General features: G+C 39.4%; 20 protein-coding genes, 1 tRNA gene and 1 pseudogene. 14 read left to right on the top strand and 8 right to left on the bottom strand.

Annotated features, from left to right (window positions below; genetic code table 11):
- A pseudogene (locus CALSC_RS15210) lies at positions 1 to 261 on the bottom strand (hypothetical protein); the annotation flags it as partial.
- A 58-nt stretch (positions 262 to 319) separates the two neighbouring features.
- Entirely contained in the window at positions 320 to 706 is a 387-nt protein-coding gene (locus CALSC_RS15215; RefSeq protein WP_088242171.1) for a hypothetical protein, read from the bottom strand.
- An 832-nt stretch (positions 707 to 1,538) separates the two neighbouring features.
- Between CALSC_RS15215 and CALSC_RS15220 the strand changes: the two genes are divergently transcribed.
- A complete protein-coding gene (locus CALSC_RS15220) occupies positions 1,539 to 2,237 on the top strand; it encodes a M23 family metallopeptidase (RefSeq protein ID WP_088242172.1) in 699 nt (232 codons plus the stop codon).
- Positions 2,238 to 2,523: 286 nt separating this feature from the next.
- Here the strand turns inward: CALSC_RS15220 and CALSC_RS15225 are convergent, their stop codons facing one another.
- Positions 2,524 to 3,486 carry a DUF1517 domain-containing protein gene (locus CALSC_RS15225; RefSeq protein ID WP_088242173.1) on the bottom strand — a complete coding sequence of 321 codons (963 nt, stop codon included), beginning with the start codon at positions 3,484 to 3,486 and terminating at the stop codon, positions 2,524 to 2,526.
- 444 nt (positions 3,487 to 3,930) lie between these two features.
- On the opposite strand from CALSC_RS15225, the gene CALSC_RS15230 reads away from it, so the two are divergent.
- The 7 genes from CALSC_RS15230 to CALSC_RS15260 all read left to right on the top strand — a co-directional run bounded on the left by CALSC_RS15230 (position 3,931) and on the right by CALSC_RS15260 (position 9,194).
- Positions 3,931 to 4,527 (top strand): neutral zinc metallopeptidase, encoded by a 597-nt coding sequence (locus CALSC_RS15230; RefSeq protein ID WP_088242174.1) that lies wholly within the window; start codon positions 3,931 to 3,933, stop codon positions 4,525 to 4,527.
- Positions 4,528 to 4,863: 336 nt separating this feature from the next.
- Positions 4,864 to 5,986 (top strand): peptide chain release factor 2 gene (gene prfB / locus CALSC_RS15235; RefSeq protein ID WP_143288269.1). Its coding sequence is split into 2 segments (ribosomal slippage): positions 4,864 to 4,935 and positions 4,937 to 5,986, totalling 1,122 coding nucleotides; the frame shifts between segments, so codons are not numbered across the junction.
- A 137-nt stretch (positions 5,987 to 6,123) separates the two neighbouring features.
- Positions 6,124 to 6,279 (top strand): DUF3285 domain-containing protein, encoded by a 156-nt coding sequence (locus tag CALSC_RS15240; protein ID WP_088242176.1) that lies wholly within the window; start codon positions 6,124 to 6,126, stop codon positions 6,277 to 6,279.
- Positions 6,280 to 6,329: 50 nt separating this feature from the next.
- Entirely contained in the window at positions 6,330 to 6,851 is a 522-nt protein-coding gene (gene ybeY, locus CALSC_RS15245) for an rRNA maturation RNase YbeY (RefSeq protein WP_088242187.1), read from the top strand.
- A 132-nt stretch (positions 6,852 to 6,983) separates the two neighbouring features.
- Positions 6,984 to 7,442: a diacylglycerol kinase gene (locus CALSC_RS15250; protein WP_088242188.1), complete on the top strand. Its 459-nt coding sequence runs from the start codon at positions 6,984 to 6,986 to the stop codon at positions 7,440 to 7,442.
- Between the two features lie 394 nt (positions 7,443 to 7,836).
- Positions 7,837 to 8,442 carry an anthranilate synthase component II gene (locus tag CALSC_RS15255; RefSeq protein ID WP_088242177.1) on the top strand — a complete coding sequence of 202 codons (606 nt, stop codon included), beginning with the start codon at positions 7,837 to 7,839 and terminating at the stop codon, positions 8,440 to 8,442.
- Positions 8,442 to 9,194, top strand: coding sequence for an MBL fold metallo-hydrolase (locus CALSC_RS15260; RefSeq protein WP_088242178.1), 753 nt, complete (start codon positions 8,442 to 8,444; stop codon positions 9,192 to 9,194). Before CALSC_RS15255 ends, CALSC_RS15260 begins: the two co-directional genes overlap by 1 nt.
- Before the next feature lie 407 nt (positions 9,195 to 9,601).
- Here CALSC_RS15260 and CALSC_RS27490 read toward each other — a convergent pair whose 3' ends face one another.
- Positions 9,602 to 9,766, bottom strand: coding sequence for a hypothetical protein (locus CALSC_RS27490; protein ID WP_235006802.1), 165 nt, complete (start codon positions 9,764 to 9,766; stop codon positions 9,602 to 9,604).
- On the opposite strand from CALSC_RS27490, the gene CALSC_RS15270 reads away from it, so the two are divergent.
- From CALSC_RS15270 to CALSC_RS15280, 3 genes are all read left to right on the top strand, one after another.
- A complete protein-coding gene (locus tag CALSC_RS15270) occupies positions 9,765 to 11,438 on the top strand; it encodes an MBL fold metallo-hydrolase (protein WP_088242180.1) in 1,674 nt (557 codons plus the stop codon). The two genes, CALSC_RS27490 and CALSC_RS15270, sit on opposite strands and share 2 nt — an antisense overlap.
- Before the next feature lie 420 nt (positions 11,439 to 11,858).
- Positions 11,859 to 12,110 (top strand): EamA family transporter, encoded by a 252-nt coding sequence (locus tag CALSC_RS15275; RefSeq protein WP_456151088.1) that lies wholly within the window; start codon positions 11,859 to 11,861, stop codon positions 12,108 to 12,110.
- Positions 12,111 to 12,487: 377 nt separating this feature from the next.
- The gene (locus CALSC_RS15280; protein ID WP_235006803.1) at positions 12,488 to 13,360 is read left to right on the top strand and encodes a PEP-CTERM sorting domain-containing protein; all 873 of its coding nucleotides are present in this window, start codon (positions 12,488 to 12,490) and stop codon (positions 13,358 to 13,360) included.
- A gap of 1 nt (position 13,361) precedes the next feature.
- Here the strand turns inward: CALSC_RS15280 and CALSC_RS15285 are convergent, their stop codons facing one another.
- Together CALSC_RS15285 and CALSC_RS15295 are read right to left on the bottom strand one after the other, a co-directional pair.
- Positions 13,362 to 13,727 (bottom strand): hypothetical protein, encoded by a 366-nt coding sequence (locus tag CALSC_RS15285; protein ID WP_268807216.1) that lies wholly within the window; start codon positions 13,725 to 13,727, stop codon positions 13,362 to 13,364.
- A gap of 283 nt (positions 13,728 to 14,010) precedes the next feature.
- Positions 14,011 to 15,921: an EAL domain-containing protein gene (locus CALSC_RS15295; RefSeq protein WP_088242184.1), complete on the bottom strand. Its 1,911-nt coding sequence runs from the start codon at positions 15,919 to 15,921 to the stop codon at positions 14,011 to 14,013.
- 166 nt (positions 15,922 to 16,087) lie between these two features.
- On the opposite strand from CALSC_RS15295, the gene CALSC_RS15300 reads away from it, so the two are divergent.
- Both CALSC_RS15300 and CALSC_RS15305 read left to right on the top strand, forming a co-directional pair.
- Positions 16,088 to 16,336, top strand: coding sequence for a hypothetical protein (locus CALSC_RS15300; protein ID WP_200817645.1), 249 nt, complete (start codon positions 16,088 to 16,090; stop codon positions 16,334 to 16,336).
- A gap of 420 nt (positions 16,337 to 16,756) precedes the next feature.
- The gene (locus tag CALSC_RS15305) at positions 16,757 to 17,653 is read left to right on the top strand and encodes a DUF1838 domain-containing protein (protein ID WP_088242185.1); all 897 of its coding nucleotides are present in this window, start codon (positions 16,757 to 16,759) and stop codon (positions 17,651 to 17,653) included.
- A gap of 443 nt (positions 17,654 to 18,096) precedes the next feature.
- Here the strand turns inward: CALSC_RS15305 and CALSC_RS15310 are convergent, their stop codons facing one another.
- Together CALSC_RS15310 and petJ are read right to left on the bottom strand one after the other, a co-directional pair.
- Positions 18,097 to 19,962 (bottom strand): PhoX family protein, encoded by a 1,866-nt coding sequence (locus CALSC_RS15310; protein WP_088242186.1) that lies wholly within the window; start codon positions 19,960 to 19,962, stop codon positions 18,097 to 18,099.
- Between the two features lie 194 nt (positions 19,963 to 20,156).
- Positions 20,157 to 20,504, bottom strand: coding sequence for a cytochrome c6 PetJ (gene petJ, locus CALSC_RS15315; RefSeq protein ID WP_088242189.1), 348 nt, complete (start codon positions 20,502 to 20,504; stop codon positions 20,157 to 20,159).
- Between the two features lie 211 nt (positions 20,505 to 20,715).
- On the opposite strand from petJ, the gene CALSC_RS15320 reads away from it, so the two are divergent.
- Positions 20,716 to 20,787, top strand: a tRNA-Gln gene (locus tag CALSC_RS15320).
- Positions 20,788 to 20,846 lie beyond the last annotated feature (59 nt).

Here is a 20,846-nt window from a genome sequence, read left to right on the forward strand (position 1 = left end):
ATTTAATTTGAGATCGTAAACTCCTTGTAAGTGGTAAGCCGGTAGATGCTCTATCATCAAGGGTATTTTTTTGCTAATCGCAAGGTGATTGATTTCAAAACCCTGGAAATCCAAATCTAGTTGTTCCCTGAGTTGCTGTTGGGTTTGTTCCAATTGAATTGCGATCGCTTGTTGGATCAAGTTGCGATTGGGTGGTAGTACGCCATTACCACAAGCTGTTAATAATATGAGTAAAATAGCAACTAAAATCAGCCTAAACATGAGATTTTTTTGATTCTCAAGAAAATTGTTTCCCCAGATTGACTATTAAATGTGGGTTTTATTCAGAAGACTGCTCACTTCTGCGTCCTAACTCATACACACCGCAACCCATAGAAGCAAGTATACCCATACTGATTGCCCAACTACGTCCTAAACTAACTTCCACACCCCAGTTTAAAAAAATACCTACCACAATAAAAGGGATAATACTGAACAATGAAGCGTAAAAAGCATTTTGTGATTCCCTTGCCTTCCGGGTTCGCTCAAATTCTGCTTGACTAGTGTACAGCGATCGCTCGGCAAAGTTAAACCAGCGATTAAGTTGATACATCACCCACTCACCGACTGGAGATAACCCTAAATATAGAGCTAAAGACCATAAACTAATTCCGGCGATCATTGTTGCATCTAAATTAACCCGGAACGGTAATATCTCAGTCAGCATGGTGTAGTTTCCTTAAAAATAATTTTTTTATTTTTCAACCCAATTATTTATGGTTGAAATTGTGGCAATATTTTAAACTTGCATTTTACACCATTTTTGTTCCCTACTAACTTGAGATATCAGATGTTTTTACGATAAAAAATGTAGGTATTGTGACTATTTGCATAATCTTCTCTTTATTGATCAGAATTATCTAACTTACCTCTATTACACCAAAATTTGTCATCATTCCCTATATTTTTCTGATACAAACTATTTGTAATAACAAAGCATAGTTATTAACTCAGCAAATCCACTTTCATATACGCCTCAGAAGATGCTTACTTATTTAATATAGGATTCATTTATACATTCATTGTATATTCAATTAAGTAGGTTGGCGTAAAAAATTATCGTTTGGATAAGGCAGGGGGCAGGGAGCAGGGAGCAGGGGGAACAAGGGTTTTAGGCTTATTTACTATTCTTCACATAGTTTGGTTTTATTGTGCCGACTTACTTATTGCCCTGACTTGGATTAACTCTGCTGAAAATAAATTATAGTCATATTTATAGAATTTATCATAGCCCAAAAATACCAGTATATATACTTAAGTGAGTGTATATTAATGCTATTAATAATTATTTAATTATTTTAATTTTTATCTCATGATTATTTGAAGTAGGAAGTGGGAAACATAATCTCAGACAGGTTTTATCGTCTATAAAATTAGATATTTCTGAGCAATTAGTCAATGTAAGTAAGATAACTAAGAATTTATAAATATTCAGTCTTAGTATCCTATGGAAGTTGACAAAAGTTGGTGAATAACTGTATTAGTTTGAGACAGACAAAATGAAAAAGTGGCAACAACAAAAAATACTATCTAGATTTATGGTATTTTTATTAGGAATAACCATTGTCAGTGCAATGACTCTGTTGCCTGATTTTACAGATGTTAAAGCTGTTGAGTTCAACTCAAAGCAATTGGCGAAAACTAGTAGTTGGGTATCTGCCTCTTTCCCCGTGGAAAATTTTCAGGCATATACCTCACCCTTTGGTTATCGGAGATCTGCCACAGGAGGGAAAAATTGGGAATTTCACGGTGGTTTAGATATTGCTGCTCCTCAAGGTAGCTATATCCGTAACTGGTGGGCCGGAAAAGTAATCAAAGTTGCAGATCGTGGTGGCTGTGGTACCCACATAGTTCTGAAGTCTGGAAAATGGCAACATACCTATTGTCATATGTTGGGACATGTGGAAACCATCAAAGGTCGTCGCTATTTAGTGGATCGTCCGGGAGGTATCCAAATTCCAGAAGGCCAAAATGTACCTACAGGGTATAGAATAGGTCGCGTAGGGATGACTGGAAGGACAACGGGTCCCCACCTTCATTGGGGTCTAAAATTTAGCAACAAGCATGTAGATCCGGCTTTGATTTTGCGAGAAATGTTTTCTCAACAACAAATAGCTAATCGTTCTGTATCTAATAATCAAAAGTCTCGGGTAATCATTGAAGAGTCAAAATTGATTAATCGTTCCGGTGGTAATTAAGGACAAAATAATCATCATAGACAAATCAGGTATATATCTTAGTTTGAGCTTTTCTGCTCCCACTAAGATATTTTTTTTGCAAAACTGGAATCTGAAGAGAGTTTATACCAATTCTCCAAAATAAAGCTACACATGGGGAGCAGGGAGCAGGGAGCAGGGGGAGTATGAGGAGTGTGGGAAGTGTGGGAAGTGTGGGGAGATGAAATAACTAACTAGCAACTAGCAACTAGCAACCATCAACCATCACTCCTTCCCTCCTTCCCTGATCCCCCCAACCTCTGACTGGCTAGATGATTTTTAAATCTGCATACTCTGCTAATAAATCATCGCTAGTAAGGATATCCCCTTCGGCTTGGGGAGTCCAGAGAACTTCCATCGCCAAAAGTTGCTCACCCGCAAGACTACCTATTTGACCTAAAACCTGACGTAAATCATCAGTATTATTAATGGTGGAAATGGTCATCTTACCTAAGGTAGCCGCCAATAAAGTCACAATAATATATTCCCCAGGACCTTCCTTAATTAAGTCTGTGGGATTATCAACTTCCTTGGTTGATGATAAAGCATCCTCGGCTAAAACTGCTTTGAGCTGATTATTGACATTACTTAAAGTTTCCCCTGAAAATTTACTCCGTTCAGCTAGTGTCAACCGATTAAATTCAGTTTCAGCAGCATTGAGGCGTGCTTGTTTAGAATTACTACCTGCATATACCCAGTATTCTGGATGACGGAGTAAAGCTAGGCTGGCTTCTTGTAAAATTTCTGCCCTTCCCTGGGGAGTATTGGTATCAGCTTTTGCTGCAATTTGGTTCAATTCTGGTTGTAATGAACGAGCATCAGCTAATAAACCTACTTGTAGGCTGGTTACAGATACCAATGGATTGCTATCATAACCAACCTCTTCTCCTTCCCCACTGGCAAAACGGCGGAAAGCTTGCATCATGAAATTTGCGATCGCAATAAAAATCAAGATGCTAAATAAACCACCAAAGCCTCCTCCAATTCCCCAGAAGGGAAGTAAAAAGGGAAAGCCAAAACCACCACCAGGATAGTAACCACCGGGAGCGCGAGTACGAGGAGTATAAGTACGGCTACTTGGCATTCTTCTGAAGGAGCCACCGCCAATTCGACCACCACTACGAGCTGCAAGGGCTGTATCTGCTTGATTTAGCGCCAATACCACCACTAGGCAGACGAGGAAAAGAGGTTTTAAAATTGATTTAATTGCCTGTTGTATTTTTTGACTCATAATCTACTGGTTGTTATAAGCACTATCTAGTTTGGCGCAACAATATCATTAACTAATGATTCGTTGGTTATTCTTAATTTCTCACTCCTAGCTAGAAAATGGGGAGTGAAAGAGTGAGGGAGTGAAAGAAGTATTTTCATATTGGGCTGCGAGATTTTTTCGTGGGAGGCTGACTTGTCACCCATATATTTCAATGTACCGCGATCGAAACTAAGAGGCAGGGTCAAGATAGAGATTCTATGGGCTGATAACCGTACCGCTAAATAAGAAGATAAGGAGGACAACAAGGGGGGAAGGTAGACAAGGAAGTAAAACTTATGACTTATTATTTGTTACATATACTTGCTTGAGGAGCAGTCAACAATTCTTTAATATTTTTTTGTGAAATTGACCCGGTATCTATGTGATTTTATAAATAGACACCATTGTTTGGGAATTTCCTCCATGAAGATATTTAAGGTATTGACTACAGTGGCGATTGGCATAGGAACTCTTTTGGGAACCTTACCAGCTCATGGGAGAGAATGGCATCCCCGAAGGGTTGTAAATGAGGTATATGCTGGTATCCAAAAGATTCACGGCTATAAAGCTACTCCTCGACTAATTTGGAATGTGATTAGAGGTAAGCGTGGTGCTTGTGGACCGATTTATGGTAGTCATTACTGTACCAAGAACCATACTGTTTACATTCCGAACACAGATATACGTATGGCTTATCAACATGGAGATGCTGCACTAGCTTATATTATTGCCCATGAATATGCCCATGCCATGCAAACCGCCTATCAGTTTAGACCAGGAGTTGGACACATTACAGAATTACAAGCTGACTGCTTAGCAGGTGTTTATTTGGGATTACTCCCCAATGTTCAGCTTGATAACCAAGATATTCGAGAAGTTGCTACCTTTGCCCACCGTATAGGTGATTATGCCCGGGTTAGTGCCCATCATCACGGTACACCAAGACAAAGAGTTAAGGCAGTCATGCTGGGAATGGAAGGTTCTGTTAATGGTAAAGGGGTTTCTACCTGTCGTATTTAATACTTAATTTTATTCTCAAAAATAGGATAAATTGGCACCACTTAAGCTTGCTTCAGGATACTTAGTGCACACCAAAAAATAAATTACTCAATTTCTGGATTTGAACTAATTGCTTTGCTTCCCCTACTCACTTGCATTTCGAGGGATTGTTTATTTTATTAGGAAGTCCCTTAGTGGTGACTAACCTCAGATTTATCTCTAGAAATATCGACAAATCCTCAAATATCGCTACAATCAAGAAAATAAATAGTTGTTGACAAGACTATTATCTGTAGTCAGATAATTCTTTTGCATATATACTTACCATCCAAAGCACCCTTTCAAAGAATCAGCACAATGGAAGTATTAGAATTAAAACGAGAAATCGAAATGTTGTCTAACCGCCTGGGTAAAACTCAGGAGTATCTTTGACATTCCTGCACTACAAGCGAAAATTCAAGACCTAGAGAAAATTTCAGCCCAACCAGAATTTTGGGAAGATCGCAACCAGGCTCAAGCAATTCTCCAAGAGCTGAATGACCTGAAAGCACACTTAGAACAGTATTACCAGTGGCAAAGCAGTTTGGAAGATACTAAAGCTGTATTAGAGTTATTGGAATTAGAAACTGATCAAGGTTTACTGGAAGAAGCCGAATCTACAGTTCATAAACTTAACCGCGAACTAGAACAGTGGGATTTACTCCAGTTACTTTCCGGCACATATGACGAGCAAGGTGCAATACTCACCATTAATGCTGGGGCTGGCGGTACAGATGCTCAAGATTGGGCAGAAATGTTGCTGCGTATGTACACCCGGTGGGCAGAAGATCACGGTTATAAAGTACACCTATCAGAACTTTCTGAAGGTGATGAAGCTGGTCTTAAATCTGCTACCTTAGAAATTTCTGGTCGCTATGCATATGGTTATTTACGCTCGGAAACTGGCACTCACCGCTTAGTGAGAATTTCCCCTTTCAATGCGAATGGTAAACGCCAAACTAGCTTTGTTGGGGTGGAAGTCATGCCACAAATCGATAGTTCCGTCCAACTGGAAATTCCAGAAAAAGATTTGGAAATTACCACATCCCGTTCTGGTGGTAAAGGTGGGCAGAATGTCAACAAAGTAGAAACTGCTGTGCGTATAACCCACATCCCCACGGGTATTTCTGTTCGCTGTACGGAAGAACGTAGCCAATTGCAAAATAAAGAAAAAGCACTGATCAGGTTGAAAGCAAAGCTATTAGTAATTGCTCAAGAACAACGTGCCCAAGAAATTGCCGAAATTCGCGGGGATATGGTAGAAGCCTCCTGGGGAAATCAAATCCGTAATTACGTATTTCATCCCTACCAAATGGTAAAAGATCTACGGACGAATGTGGAAACAACTGCGATCGCTGATGTGATGAACGGTGAGTTGGACATGTTTATTCAATCCTACTTACGCCAAGAAAATCAACTAGTCGAATCTGTTTCTGCTTAATTGGCAACTTCTAGTAGTTAGATTATGGTTAAATAAGTTTAAGTACTTGTTACTATACTGACTACTATTCTTTATTTTTTTAGGGAAAATACTCAATAAATTGTTACATTTATGAAAAAACTAGGGAGCCAATTACTATGAGCAAATCTTCTTCCACAGAATCTCAACCTTCCTATGTAAAACTAGCCATGCGTAATATGGTTCAGAAAGGAAGTACTTCCCTAAAACATTTTGCTCTCTCAACAGTAGGAATTCTTGCTCTACTTGTTGGTCTGGCTTATTTAACTCGCTGAAGACAAAATAATTAGTAGGTATAATAGGTGTGAAGGAGACTGCTCAACTAGTGAAAGTTGAAGTATATGTACAGAGTCAAATTGACAAAACATCTGCCGATAATTTAACTAAACAAGAACTATCCGAAATATCCCCCCAAATATGGCAAAATTGGTGTGAAATTTGGTTGGAGACTCTGCATTCTTATCTTCCATCAGCACCAAGTTATGAAATTGGATTATTGTTCGTAAGTGACCCAGAAATTCAGACTCTCAACGCTGATTATCGCCATCAAGACAAACCTACAGATGTTCTGGCTTTTGCCGCATTAGAGGTGGAATGCCCTCAAAATCCGGAAATCCTTGCCTCCATGCCTTTATACCTTGGTGATATCATTATTTCTGTTGATACTGCCCAACGTCAAGCTGATCACCAAGGACATACTTTACTAACAGAGTTAGCTTGGCTAGCTTCTCATGGTTTATTACATCTGTTGGGCTGGGATCATCCCGACGCAGAAACTTTACACAAAATGTGTCGTCAACAAGTAATATTACTGAAAGAATCTGGTATTACTATTGACTATCTGTAGTTGTTGATTACACTGGGTTCAAAGATACTATTAATCTTGCCTGGTATAATCCTTTTCGTAGAAAATAGCGATTCCGAATAAATTAACTTCAGATTTTTGTTCATTTAGTTAGCTGTTATATTCTTTATGACCATGTCACAACAAGTTTCTTCTCCACCAAAATCAGATACCCTAGAAGTGGTAGTTGCTAAAAAAAGAGAACTATCATGGCAGGTAGCCTCGAATTTATTCATGAGCTTTAAATATGCCTGGTCTGGTATTAGCTATGCTTTCATCACCCAGCGAAATTTTCGTATTCATGTATGTGTATGTGCTTTTGCCATTAGCTTAAGCCTGATTTTACATCTTTCATCCGTAGAAATTGCAATTATTGGCATTACTAGTGGTTTAGTACTGGCTTTGGAACTATTGAATACAGCTCTGGAATCAGTTGTAGATCTAACAGTTAAGCATACTTACCATGAATTAGCTAAAATTGCCAAAGATTGTGCTGCGGGCGCTGTACTTGTATCCGCTCTCGTCGCCCTTTTAGTAGCTGGTATGCTGATATTACCTCCTTTATTAGGTGTAATTTTTGCCGGACTGCTTTGAAAATAGGCACTCAGTAGTCAATAAAACGTATTTTTATACTTGCCTGTGAGCGCAATCATAATTTTCAATCTAAAATCTAAAATTGTATTACGTGCTAAGGAATGGGGATAAAATAAAGTACAAATCTGAAATTTATGTAATCTCATGTTTGGTTACGCCGTCGCTTAAACGCCACTTGCTATATACCGGGAAACCCTTACTCTGCAAGAAGTTGCTTCGCGTCTACGGGTTGCACCAGTGGACAGCAGCTTTTTATGCCGCGAAACCCTGTCACCGCAATGGCTTACCGTCCACCGCAACGGCTCCCCAACCAACAAAGAATTGTAAGCTAATAAATCCAAGTTCCTAAATAAACTGATTTAATTTGGTTATAAAGAATCAGGAGTCATCTGCTTTGATTATTATTATTGATAATTACGATAGTTTTACTTATAATTTGGTGCAATATCTGGGAGAATTGGGTATAGATTTCCCAGTAGCAGGTGATATTAAGGTATTTCGCAACGATTGCATATCCATAGAAGAGATTCAAGCTTTACAACCCCATGGTATAGTTATTTCCCCTGGTCCTGGTCGTCCTGAGGATGCGGGGATATCCTTAGATTTAATTCAGCAACTCGGTTATCGCGTACCCATTCTTGGTGTTTGTTTGGGACATCAAAGCATTGGTCAGGTATTTGGCGGTAAAATCGTTTCTGCTCCAGAGTTGATGCATGGTAAAACCTCTGCTGTCTCTCATACTGGAGTTGGTGTTTTCCAGGGTTTAGAAAATCCCATGACTGCAACCAGATATCACAGTTTAGTTATAGAACGGCATACTTGCCCAGAGGTATTAGAAATTACGGCTTGGGTAGAGGATGGCACGATTATGGGTGTACGTCACAGGAACTATCCCCACATTGAAGGTGTCCAGTTTCATCCAGAAAGTATTTTGACATCTTCTGGGAAAAAACTATTACAAAATTTTCTGGAACAATTAGCGAATCGAGAACAGAATTAATGAAACGACGAGAGTTGATGGGCTATGCTGGTGCGGGTTTATTAGCATCCCTATGTACCAACTTCACAGCCAATGCCCAATCTGCCAGTTCACTATCAATTAAATGGTTTGGTCATACTTGCTTTTTATTTACCGGAAGTGGCACCAAAATTCTCACTAATCCCTTTAAGCCCGGAGGTTGTACTGCTAAATATGAATTGCCAAATGTGGCAACTGATTTAGTCGCTATTAGTAGTCAACTACTTGATGAAGGGTATGTGGAGAAACTACCAGGAAGCCCGAAGTTGGTTTTTGAACCTGGTATTTATAAGTTTAAAGGGATGCAGATTCAGGGTATAGGCATAGATCACGATCGCAAAGGAGGTAGACGGTTCGGCATCAACACAGCTTGGTTGTGGAAACAAGCAGGTATTAAAATTCTTCATTTGGGAGGAGCCGCCGCACCTATTTCCATTGAGCAGAAAATTCTCATGGGTCGTCCAGATGTGGCATTAATCCCTGTAGGTGGTGGACCTAAGGCTTACAATCCCCAAGAGGCGAAAGACGCAATTAAAATCCTCAATCCCAAGCTGATCATTCCCACCCATTACCGTACCCAAGCTGCTGATCTCCAACAATGTAATATTTCCCCACTGGATGAGTTTCTGAATATTATGCAGGGAGTGCCTGTAAAGCGTCACAACAGCCATACCATTACCATTCGTCTTCAAGATTTACCAGAGAATGGAGCTATCCAAGTATTTCAGTTATAAACTTTAAGTTTCTCTAATTTCACTTTGAAACTATTCCTGTTTGTGTTTTAGTTCAAAGAGTGATGTTTATCATCCTCAGGGACACTAGTTAAAGGGCGATCGCATTATCTTGCTGTTATCAATGATGGACAGTTGAACTGAAAAGTTCTAAGATACGATTACCTGCAGTACATTTACTTATTGTGTAATTTCCTGAAGCATGGTAGTGACCACCTTGTTGGGCACAAACGCTTTAATAATAGAAGAAGGTGTTTAGTAAAAGGCAAACGAACAATGGATGTAAAACTGATTTTAATAGTTTTAACAGTTATTTTTACCCTCTCATGCTTATTTTTTGGCACAAAGAATGGATTCTATGATTCTGACAACTATCATGGTAATGGCTCTGCCCATTGATGGAAAACAGCTTAACCAACACATACCCTTAGTCCCCAAGTGAAAGGATGATGGTCACCCATGTTGTTTAGGGCATCATCAGTGGAAGGAAAGCGTACTTCCGAGAAACCATCCAGATTGCTAGGGAATAGGGGCACATAATGGTATTTGCCCCAAGGGTTTGGAGGAGAAAGCATGAGTGATCGCTTGTCAGCATCCTTTGATAACTATGTAGAGGAAGCGACTAGTGAATTAGATTGTTTTACTTATGGAGTTCACCATCATGGTGAGGGTGTTTGTTTATTAGTTAGATTGGGAACCCATCGGCTCTTACTAGATTGTGGTCTAGCTGATATTTCATCCTTGAGTGAGGATATGGGGAGATATTCTAGTGAGCCAGGTGTGCCTTTACCTGTGGATGCAGTTTTAGTCAGTCATGCTCATCCAGATCATGCCAGGGGTTTACTAGAATTACATCAGGCGTTTCCCCTATTACCCATTTATGCCAGTGAAGTCACAAGTAAGTTATTACCTTTAAATTGGTTAGAGTCTGAACAGTCCATTCCCCAGTTTTGTCAGGCATTACCGTTACGAACGCCTGTAGAACTAAAAGAAAATTTGGTAGTGGAGCTATACCCTTCAGGACATCTACCGGGAGCAGTAGCAATCTTACTGACTTACATGACTCCCCAGCGAACTTACAAGTTAATGTACACAGGGGACTTTTTTCTTTCTAATTCCCGATTGGTAGAAGGGTTGAGACTAGAAGAACTACGGGGATTAGAGTTGGATGTGTTGATAGTTGAAGGTACCTATGGCACATCCCGCCACCCCCATCGCCGTCATCAAGAAAATCAGTTAGCAGAAAGAATTAATCGAGCCATCTCTGAGGGCTATTCTGTACTTTTACCCACTCCTGCTTTAGGGTTAGGACAAGAACTGCTCATGCTTCTACGCAGTCACCACCACTTTACTGGTAGGGATATAGATATTTGGGTGGATGGGGCTGTAGCCGTTGGTTGTGATGCCTATCTGGAATTACTGCCCCACCTTCCTTCGTCTGTACAAAACTTTGCTCGCCATCAGCCCTTATTTTGGGATGAGAGGGTTCGTCCTCGGGTACGTCGTTTACAACCAGAACAATCCTCTGATGTGGGAAAATCCCCTTGTATTATCCTGACTGACTCCACGACTAACTTCAGTGAATACTATCAATCACAGGCAGATCGTTGGTTGATTATTATACCAGAGAAAACAGAAATTAAGTTTGATGAGCAGTCCTTAAAAGGGTCTATTGTAGAAACTTATTTGTTGGCACAACATAGTGATGCTCCTGGTACAACCCAACTAATTCATAACTTACGTCCCCAGCACCTTGTTTTTATCCACGGTTCTCCTTCTTATCTCGCGGATTTAACTAGCTTGGAAGAACTACAAAATCGCTATCATGTCCATTCTCCAGCAGAAGGAATCCTGGTAGAATTACCCATAGGTGATACATTTTTGCAACCTGCTGCTCCTGATACTAATTATCAGGGAGAACTCACAGAATTAGGGGCAGTGGTGACAATCACATTCCCTGATACTATGACCACAGATCCTCGCTGGCGACAATTTGCCGATACTGGGTTAGTGGAAGCCCGTTGGCAAGGAGAAGATTTGGTGTTACGGGGCTTATCTCCCAGAGAACTAATTCACCAAACAAGCGATCGCTATAATTGGTCTGAGATTGATTGTTGCGGTAGTTGTAAGTATCAAAGGGGACAGAGGTGTTGGAATCCGGCTTCCCCTTTATATAACTTCAAGGTGACTTTGGAAGGTTACTGTCCGGCTTTTGAGCGTGTTCCAGATCATCCAGATAATCAATAGTTCATGAAAACCAATTTTGGGGAACACCAACAAATAAATTCTCCACTTTCATCAACTTGATTCATCGATAGGGTAATAATTCTAAATTCCTAATTCTACATTCCCTTTTACCGAACGAAAAAGAAAAGGATACAAGCCCCCAAATTTATTTGTGGAAAAATTAGAAATAATTGTGCCGCGATGCATAAGCACTCTTTCTCAATAATTCCTTTCTTGATGCAGTCGCTCATAAGGGAGCTCTTTCTGCATGTTGCTCTCTACATTCATGTATGGGGTTTTTCTCCCTTGCTAGGTTTAATGATTCTTCATATCCACACAGTCATCCGCCATATTTGTTCAATCCAGGCAACCCTATGGCAAATAGCCATGAGTATAACCATATTCTAGTTAGCAACATGGATATTCGAGTCTTCTTTAATTATTCCTCAGTTTTCTGATTCCTGGCTAGGTATTGTTTATATGGGCGTGGCTGTAAATGCGATCGCTTTTGTGCTCAGGGCAGAATTATTTCAGCGTTACAGTGTCAGCACAATTTCAGCTTTTTTGTTTACCTCACCAATTATTGGTTTATTTCTCAGTCATTGGTTGTTAGGAGATCCGTTAACCTGGAGTGTGGGATTGGGAGGTGCAGTTGTTTCCTTTGGTATTTTCTTAGTTTATCGTTTTACTTAAATAATTATCACAAGTATATTTACAGGTATTTAAAGATTGTTTGAAATTGACTTAACTAATATTCTCATACAAAAAAAATAATGTTATCAATGTGAAGAAGATAATAGATTCATACATCTCAAATAAGCTGATACCATTTTGAAAAAATAATGAGGCAGATGGGTAGGGGCACGGCACCAGTAAGATAATTTTATATATTGAAAGATTGTAGATACCGTGCCCTTACGAATAATTTATATGTTGCAAACATTATGTGAATTGGTATGAAAAACCTTTATATAATTGATAAAAAAATATAAATGATACAAAAAATCAAACATTTTGTTTTTAAAAACCTACATATTGATTTAGTCATATTTTCAATACTTCTATCTTGTTTGTCTAGCTTACCAAGTAAAGCATTTGCCTATGATTTTAACTATGATGATGGTGAATCAGAAGTTATAAATACTGATCTCAATAATTCTACTAACTGGATTTTGAGTGACACGGAAATTGATTCAGGTGAGATAAAAGGAACAGATTCATGGGGGACAGCATCTTATATTCTTGATTCACCACTCAGTCTAGAAAATGGTGATATTTTTCTATACTGGAGTGCAAGTTTACCAAACGGAGCGAAAACAGAAAGAGATAAGTATTATGTTGGTCTGAATTACTCGGACAACGAACCAGCACCTTATTATGATAAAAATGGGAATATTCCTTATTATGTTGATGAAGATGCTCAACTAAAAATGGCAATGCGACCTGAAAATCCATCAAATTCAGGGGATAATTTTCACCAATTATATATAGATCATGGTTTCGAGCAGGATAATAATGATTCTCCACCATCAACACCACCACCACCACCACCACCATCAACAAACCTAGAACTTCCCAAAATTCCAGACACAAATATCACAGATTTTCGTTTAAAAATTAGTAAAGTTAGCGCAACTGAATATGAAGCCTCTTCGTTTTATTGGAATGGTATTAGCTGGGATTTAATGACTGGTAAATCTGAATTTACTTCCCTTTTAAAAATTCAATCTTCAGATTGGCTAAATGCAAATGATCAGGTGGAATCTCCAGTTACCTTTGAAGCGATTAATCTTCAATTTCGCAATCCGGGAACGACTATTACTGCTATTGCTTTGACTCAAGCCCAAGGCAATAATTCAACTCAAGTCCCTGAGTCTTCCAATCTGATAGGATTACCATTAATCCTGGGATATGGAATATTGTATAAATATCGTAAGTCCTGAATTATTGAGATGGTTGCAATGAAAGACTTGTGACATTGTTTTTAGCTATTTCTTGCAACTCATTTCTATACAACTCACACAATACCCTCTCTGGTGTTAATGGTGATACAAACCCAAACCCATCCTGAGAATTAAACGCCCTCATCGCCTGACGAATAGCAAAAAACACTCCAATACCATACATCAGTGGTGGTTCTCCTAGGACTTTAGAATCATAAGGTGTCATAGGATTTTCTTCAGTTAAAAACTTGATGTCAATTTGGTCTGGCATGAAGTAAATATCAGGTATCTTATAAGTTGCCAAGTTGTTGGATAGTAATTCACCCTTGGCATTTAAACGTAAATCTTCAATAGTCATCCAGCCCAAACCCTGAGCTAATCATCCTTCGATTTGCCTTATATCCACCATTTCATTCAGGGAGCACCCCAAATTATGGACTATTTTCACAGTATCTATGGCATAAGTATCCCGCAAACAATCTAGGGTAATATCAGAAGAATAGATCTGCTTAGGGAAGGCGATGATATTGAGATTTATGAAAAGCTCAAGCAAAGAGCCGCCAGTATGGAGAAAGAACTGCCAGCGTTTGTCAAAGAGATTATCGAGGGCGAAATAAAGCGTAATGGCAAATGAATTAGTTCTCTAGTATTTACATAACATCTACTAGTTGTTGTTGTAGTTGTTTATATTGGTCATCACTAAGACGACCATAAATTTCACTTACGGGTTTATCTACAATGTAACCCTGAATTGAATTTGCACCTATGTCAAGCAGACCTCTTAAACTAATAGGGTAATTCTGATCTACACCTTCTATGATTATGTGGGGAGTGTAGTGATCAGCTTCAATCAATGCTTCATGGACAAATGTTACAACCCTATCCCTAACTTCTTCAGTATAGTTAAGTACTTCCCTGTCGATTTTGACATATTCTAAATTTAACCCGATTAAACGAGAGACGGATGCATGGCCTACTCCAAAATCATCAATTGCAAATCTGACTCCAGTTCCTTTACGGGCATATTCCCTTAATCTTCGCCTGAATGATTCCCAAGTAAGTTTTTCATCATTCCAATATGAGGTTTGAGGAAGAGCAGATTTTTCCGAAATTTCAAGAATTAACTTGCCTGGTGGAATTATCTTACTTTTAACAATATCTTGCACAGTTTCCAGATATACAGATCTCATCAGGGAGTCTGGATACACATTCACAGATAAAGGTAAGAATTCATGATAACGCTTTAATTGCAGCTTATTTCTTGCTTTGTTATATTCTTTTGTCGCAACTTTTAAGAAATATAGGTCAAGTTCTGTCTTAAATTCTACGCCCCACATTTCGGCTGCTCTAAATAAATCTGCTGGAGCTGCCAGCGTAGATAATGGATCTCTAGCCAGAGCTTCCCAAGCTTCAAGTACTAAAGGATCTAGTTTAACTATAGGTTGAAAATGGACAGTCATCTTTTTCAGACGCTGATGAAATAATTTAAATCTTCTTTGATAGAGATGAATTGAGACAAATCTAAATGATTCCTTTAAAGAATCTAATATCTCTGCTTCTACAACATCAGAATCTACAATTTTTTGATTATCAAGGCTATAAATTGTAGAAATTATTGCTCCGAAGGGATCGTTTAAAAATATTGCATCTCTTCTGATATCACAAATAGCTATAAATGTTGAATCACTAACGCTATATGTTTTTCTTAATGGTACTAAAATATATGTTATTTCTTGGTAATCAACTATAATACCGTGAGATTCTTTACTGAATATTTTCTTTTCATTAATGTTTGGCAGAATTACATTTTCTAATGCTTCTGAATAAATTAATGTATCTGCATGAGAATGAAAATCCTGAATCCATGCACCAGACTTTTGATGCCGCCAAACAATAATATTACTTGCTCTCGATATACTTTGAATGACGTTTAATAATATTTTTTTGATCCCAGATTCACTTAGTGTTTTTACATCAAAAGGTTTTAAATATTCCTTGATCAAATCAACTATATCCTGGATCAGTTGTTCGTATGGTTCTAAAAAATTATGCAGATTGGCCACATGAATTATGTCACTGTAATTTTCTTCATGGGCAAGAAGTTGCTGATCAACTTGAGGCTGAACTTTTGGAAGTACATCATTTCCTCTACTTTGCTTCTTTTCTTGCCAGAGAGCCTTAAACTCTCGATAATTTATCTCCCCATCTATGGACCAAAGTTGTAATGAAAATTGCCATTTAGATGCTCCCCGTCCGGCTTTACTAGTTCTTCGATCCTGCAAAATTCCTAGAAATCTCTCACTCAGATGTTCATTGAGTGATTCGCGAATTTGCTCAATAGTTAATACCCTTTTAGAGAGTCTGCTCAAAGCTGCCAGACTAGCTTCAACAATTATGTAAGGCTTGCCAGTTTGCGTATCTTTACCCCATTCTTGGTACTTTATAATGCATTCATCTACTTCATGGTAATTTCCCTGAGAAGTTCCACGCACCTGTAAAAGTGTATTTATCAAGTTCCAGGCTTGCTCACACTTATCGTCTCCGTAGCTTGTTCTTGGCATTTCGGTACGTGTAAAAAAAAACTGGGGTGTTATTTAGGGTATTTTAGCTGCATTTAAGCTGTATCCACAAGACCCCAATTACATTATTAGTATTTTTAAGTGGGGTATTGAGTGGGGTAATAGCATCCTATGTAATGTGTAACTATTAACACAACAGGATGAAAAAATGAAAACCTCTACCTTTAATCTTATTTTCTCTACAGTTGTAGGCTTGACTCTTCTTTCCGGAAGTACATCTGTTTTGCTCGCTTGTCAACCTGATCTCTCTGAATCTCAAAAACGTATTCTAGAAAATACAAGTAATACCTGGCTTATGGGCACTGGAGCCATATTTGGACTTTTGGGGGGACGTACCATACTGCCTACAGGAGTCAAAATGAGTGGTGAGCAGAATGAAGATAAGGAAAAATATTAAAGAAGATAGGAAGCAGGTGGGAGAAGACAGAAGGTAGGAGGGACAAGTCAGAAGAGGATTCACGCCCCTCCCGATTTGAAAGAGAGTGTAGGGGAAATAACTCTCTCTCATTCTTGATGGTGAAAAATTTTTCCTCAGGACTGACTTCGTACTTCTAAATTCTCTATAAACCAATCAAAATATTTAACACTCCCACCGACAAATTAACGAGGGTGTTGGCAGTCTTCTTTTTGCTCTTTGGCTAGAATTAAACAATTTACTCCCATAGTTAAGAATAAATCAAAACATTACATTAACTTGGAAATCCGTTAACCGAAAAGGTAGCGATACTTAAAGAGAGCCGCCTAAGGAGCGATCGCATCTCGCCATTATCACCTATTCAAAGCTAAACTTTGTTAATTTATATCAAGGATATTAATCATGGCAGCCAACACCCAACTATTTGATGCCCAATATTGGGTCAAAACCCGTTCTTCCCTGGATCCGCAGGAATCCAATTATCTCATCTGGGCAGGTGGTATTTATGCTTTTATGCCTGGAGAAAAAAGAAAGCTCCTATTTAAGATGATGGGTATGAGTGTTAGTCGTTGTATTCCCATCAAAGAAGGAGAATGGAAATTTACTTCCAGGGAATTAACTTACTATCTCGATCCCAGCACTGGCGAAATGTTACAAAAATGGGAAAATCCCTGGACAGGAGAAACCGTCCCTGTGATGCATGTTGCCAATAATCCCGTACAAGGTTTATTCCAAGGTCAATTCCCTGCACAGGTGGACGGAGAGGAAACAACTTTTGTTTTTGATATATTTCCTAATTACCCCAACCCCCTAGCAGACGATCCTAAATTTGCAGAATATAGTCCATTTCCCATTTATCAAGCTGCTGAATTGTTTAAACTCACCGTACCCACAGCAGATTTGTTAAACCCAGAATTGCTAACAGTTTCTAAACTGAGACTAAGTTGGGATAGATTTGGTCAATGGCTTCCTTGGATGAAAATGGGCGATCGCCCCGGCTATATGATTTACAGTGGTTATGGTAGTAAGGTCAATGGTTTTAGTGAGTTGCCAGAATTACTCCAAGAACAACTAAATAATCGTGTCCCCTTGTATAAGGATGCACCTAAGGATATACCTAATGCTTTCTTTAATGTGGAAGATATGACTTCCTGGCTTGCCTTCAAATACCACTTTGATGATTATCTAGCAGGTAAAACTTTTCCCCTACCAGCCCAGTCAGAAGATGGGGACGAACTTAATCAACAGTTGAATGATGAACAGGATGCAGAACAAATAACAGCTGGTATTTCACTCTAAAAATATTGATAATTTTGGGTGCTGTGCACCAGTTCTTTGAACAGTAATTTAACAACCTTGGCGGCAACCCGTGAGCGTACTAATCTTACTGGCTTGCCGTTTGCCTTTTCTGTATCAAGATAATCCACAATAAGCTAATTGGCGGGGCATTTAGCCTTTTTTCTTAGGCTCTAGAGCTGAGAATACCCACCGCCAAATTGCTTTGTGTACCAGTTCGTTACCATTGTTCCTGCCGAATTATTTGAACGAGTGTTTAAAGATTTATTACCCTAGTCGCAACAAAATTGGCAACAGCGTACCCAACGACCATTACCAGATAGTGTTAAGTTCGCACAGGTGAATTTTGAAAGTGCAGTTTTCTTAACCCTCACGAATGAGCTGGGGAGCTGTTACCGAACTAACTACGAATCTTGAGTAGCTCTTAATGTTGATTTGATCAACTACTAGGAGCCGACAATACCGCCGTTTTTACGCACAATAGCGAAAGTACAATCTCGGGGGATTTTGCCAGTACCCTGTTCTGCGGGGAAGTTGGTCACAGTCGGATCGCCATTTCCAGGATGCTGAGAATTAATAAATATTGTTCGCAGGTCTGGAGTCACGGTAATACCAGTAATTTCATCATCTGTGACTCCAGTGAATAAACGACGTATTTCCCCTGTTTTAGTATCAGCTACTAACATCTGGTTGTTCAAACTATCCTTTTGAGTACCATCAGTTTGGATAAATAAGCGCCCATCATGATCTGCCCAAATCCCATCGGGGTCACTAAAGGATTGTTCAGTACCGTGAGTATCTTCAGCAATTACGAAAATATCCCAGGTGAAGTCAGTACCAACATGGTGCTTAGTATCACGCCAGCGAATAATATGACCATCGGGGTTAGGAGCTAAAGGATTGGCTCCATCAGCCTCTGTTCGGCGACTGTTGTTAGTCAGTGAACAGTAAACATATTCACCAGGTGCAACGGTTGTCCATTCTGGACGATCCATTGGTGTTGCACCCAACTCATCAGCTGCTAAGCGAGCGTAGGTCAATACTTCACTTTGATCCTTAAACTTATCTCGTAACAGAGGATTGTCAATTGTAAGTTCCAACCATTCCCCAGTACCATCATCGTTGAATTTAGCTACATAGAGTTTGCCCTCATCTAAAGGACTTTTTCCAAAAAACCGCATCCGCCTCCAATTTCCGGCAGAAACAAATTTGTAAATGTAGTCAAATCGCTGATCATCGCCCATGTAGCAAACAACTCGACCTCCATGACCAACTGTCACAGCCACACCTTCATGCTTGAAACGACCTAGAGCACTACGCTTCACAGGGGTTTGAGACCCATCCATTGGGTCAATCTCAACAATCCAACCAAAACGGTTTTCCTCGTTCTGATATTCAGCTTTGGACAGGTCAAAGCGAGGGTCAAAATTCTCCCAACCATAACCAAAACCGCTTTCGCTAAATCCGTAACGTTCTTGAGCTTCCGTAGCTGTCCAGTCACCAGTTGCACCAAAATAACCATTGAAGTTTTCTTCACAGGTTAAATAAGTGCCCCAAGGAGTGTAACCGTTAGCGCAGTTATTAACAGTTCCTCTGGGTGCATTACCAGCAGAAGTTTGTAGCAAAGGATGATCTGCTACTGGACCACTAAAGGTTACAGGCGTATTAACGTGGATACGACGGGCTTTATTACTCTGTATCACACGCCAACGACCATTGAATCTTCTTTTAATCTCAACTACTGAAACACCATGGGCATGTTGAGAGAGACGGACATCCTCAAGGCTTTCAGGTGCATCTTTGCCTAAAACATGGGAATTCCTGCCAAATTCATGGTTGATGGCCAACATCCCGTGGTCACTCTGTCTACGAATAGGAAAGAAATGCATCCCATCATGACCAATACCCACTTGCTCTGCTTGCTCATCAGCAGTTGGGCGAGTATGAGGATCGCCATCGTACTCTGGACCACCTGGCTGAATTGGTGTACCCCAAGGAATCAGTACTTGATACTCATAGTCTGAAGAAATCACGGGTACAGGGCCATTCCCGTCAGCAACTTTAACGGGTTCAAAACCTAGCAAGTCTCTCCTTCGCCACCAGTATTTTCTCTTATGTGACCCAAACTTTCTTCTATGACCCGTACCAGCAACAGCTTGCTGGACTTGATTCCCAGCTACAGCTGTGACGAAGCCTGCAGCAGTCAGCATCATACTGCTAGCTAATAAATTACGCCTAGATATTCGGGCTTGAAGAACATCTCTAAAAGGACGATTCTTAGACTTGTTAGTAATTTTATTGTCGTTAACCATTAGAATTTTCTTCTCTCCAGGATCAACTTACTTAGGAATTAGGACTCTAAAATTGTTCTCTAAAATTCACAGCAAACATTTCTCTTCCCGATCGCAGAAATACAAAATTCTGCTCGGGAAGCAGTATTTGATACTATGCAAGCCAAGTTAATCGCAAGTGAAATAAAGATTAATTAATGGTAAAGATTTCCCAATTAACGCCAGTTGTGCTGTGCTTGTTGTAAAACATAAGCCGCTACATCTTGTATTTCTGGCTCAGTCAGCCGTTCTTTGTAAGCTGACATGTTATTTTTACCATTGGTAACTATGGATGCGATCGCATCCAGGGAATCCATGTGATATTTTTTTAAGGCTCTCATTTTCAAGTTCTTACCGCGTCTAATAATGTTGCTACCGTTAATGTGACAACCAGCACAATTGGCATTAAAAATTTTCGCTCCATTGGTGATGTTGGTAGCTAATGCGGTGGGTATGAGTATAGTATTTAAAATAATGATGGATGTTAGAAATATAACCGATACTATTTTGTTGACAAAATACATAATAAAACTCCTATTAAATTTGGGATGTTCTCTTGGGGCGTAACTCTGGCGAGCAGATATTTTTCCCATTGACAAATTTTAAATCACCCTCAGGTTTATTTACCCATACTTGAACGAGAGGAAAGGAGTATCAATACTGCCGCAAAAAATATTTGCCACAATACTTGACACATTTCTATAGTTTGTTGTTATAATCTTCTAGTCTGCACATTGGGGTGTAGCCAAGTGGTAAGGCAGCGGGTTTTGGTCCCGCCATTCCTAGGTTCGAATCCTAGCACCCCAGTTTAAAAAAATATTGAACGAGAATTATAGGAAGCAACCCCTAAATTCCACTTATGGGGA

Origin of the sequence: Calothrix rhizosoleniae SC01, assembly GCF_900185595.1 — a bacterium.
Lineage (GTDB): Bacteria > Cyanobacteriota > Cyanobacteriia > Cyanobacteriales > Nostocaceae > Calothrix_A > Calothrix_A rhizosoleniae.

What these genes read in the sequence shown, in the direction of transcription:
- CALSC_RS15310 (WP_088242186.1), bottom strand. Translation starts at nt 19,962, where the DNA reads ATGGTTAACGACAATAAAATTACTAACAAGTCTAAGAATCGTCCTTTT.
- CALSC_RS15225 (WP_088242173.1), bottom strand. Translation starts at nt 3,486, where the DNA reads ATGAGTCAAAAAATACAACAGGCAATTAAATCAATTTTAAAACCTCTT.
- CALSC_RS15295 (WP_088242184.1), bottom strand. Translation starts at nt 15,921, where the DNA reads ATGCCAAGAACAAGCTACGGAGACGATAAGTGTGAGCAAGCCTGGAAC.
- CALSC_RS15305 (WP_088242185.1), top strand. Translation starts at nt 16,757, where the DNA reads ATGGCAGCCAACACCCAACTATTTGATGCCCAATATTGGGTCAAAACC.
- CALSC_RS15270 (WP_088242180.1), top strand. Translation starts at nt 9,765, where the DNA reads ATGAGTGATCGCTTGTCAGCATCCTTTGATAACTATGTAGAGGAAGCG.
- CALSC_RS15300 (WP_200817645.1), top strand. Translation starts at nt 16,088, where the DNA reads ATGAAAACCTCTACCTTTAATCTTATTTTCTCTACAGTTGTAGGCTTG.
- CALSC_RS15220 (WP_088242172.1), top strand. Translation starts at nt 1,539, where the DNA reads ATGAAAAAGTGGCAACAACAAAAAATACTATCTAGATTTATGGTATTT.
- CALSC_RS15215 (WP_088242171.1), bottom strand. Translation starts at nt 706, where the DNA reads ATGCTGACTGAGATATTACCGTTCCGGGTTAATTTAGATGCAACAATG.
- CALSC_RS27490 (WP_235006802.1), bottom strand. Translation starts at nt 9,766, where the DNA reads ATGCTTTCTCCTCCAAACCCTTGGGGCAAATACCATTATGTGCCCCTA.
- CALSC_RS15260 (WP_088242178.1), top strand. Translation starts at nt 8,442, where the DNA reads ATGAAACGACGAGAGTTGATGGGCTATGCTGGTGCGGGTTTATTAGCA.
- CALSC_RS15230 (WP_088242174.1), top strand. Translation starts at nt 3,931, where the DNA reads ATGAAGATATTTAAGGTATTGACTACAGTGGCGATTGGCATAGGAACT.
- petJ (WP_088242189.1), bottom strand. Translation starts at nt 20,504, where the DNA reads ATGTATTTTGTCAACAAAATAGTATCGGTTATATTTCTAACATCCATC.
- CALSC_RS15240 (WP_088242176.1), top strand. Translation starts at nt 6,124, where the DNA reads ATGAGCAAATCTTCTTCCACAGAATCTCAACCTTCCTATGTAAAACTA.
- CALSC_RS15250 (WP_088242188.1), top strand. Translation starts at nt 6,984, where the DNA reads ATGTCACAACAAGTTTCTTCTCCACCAAAATCAGATACCCTAGAAGTG.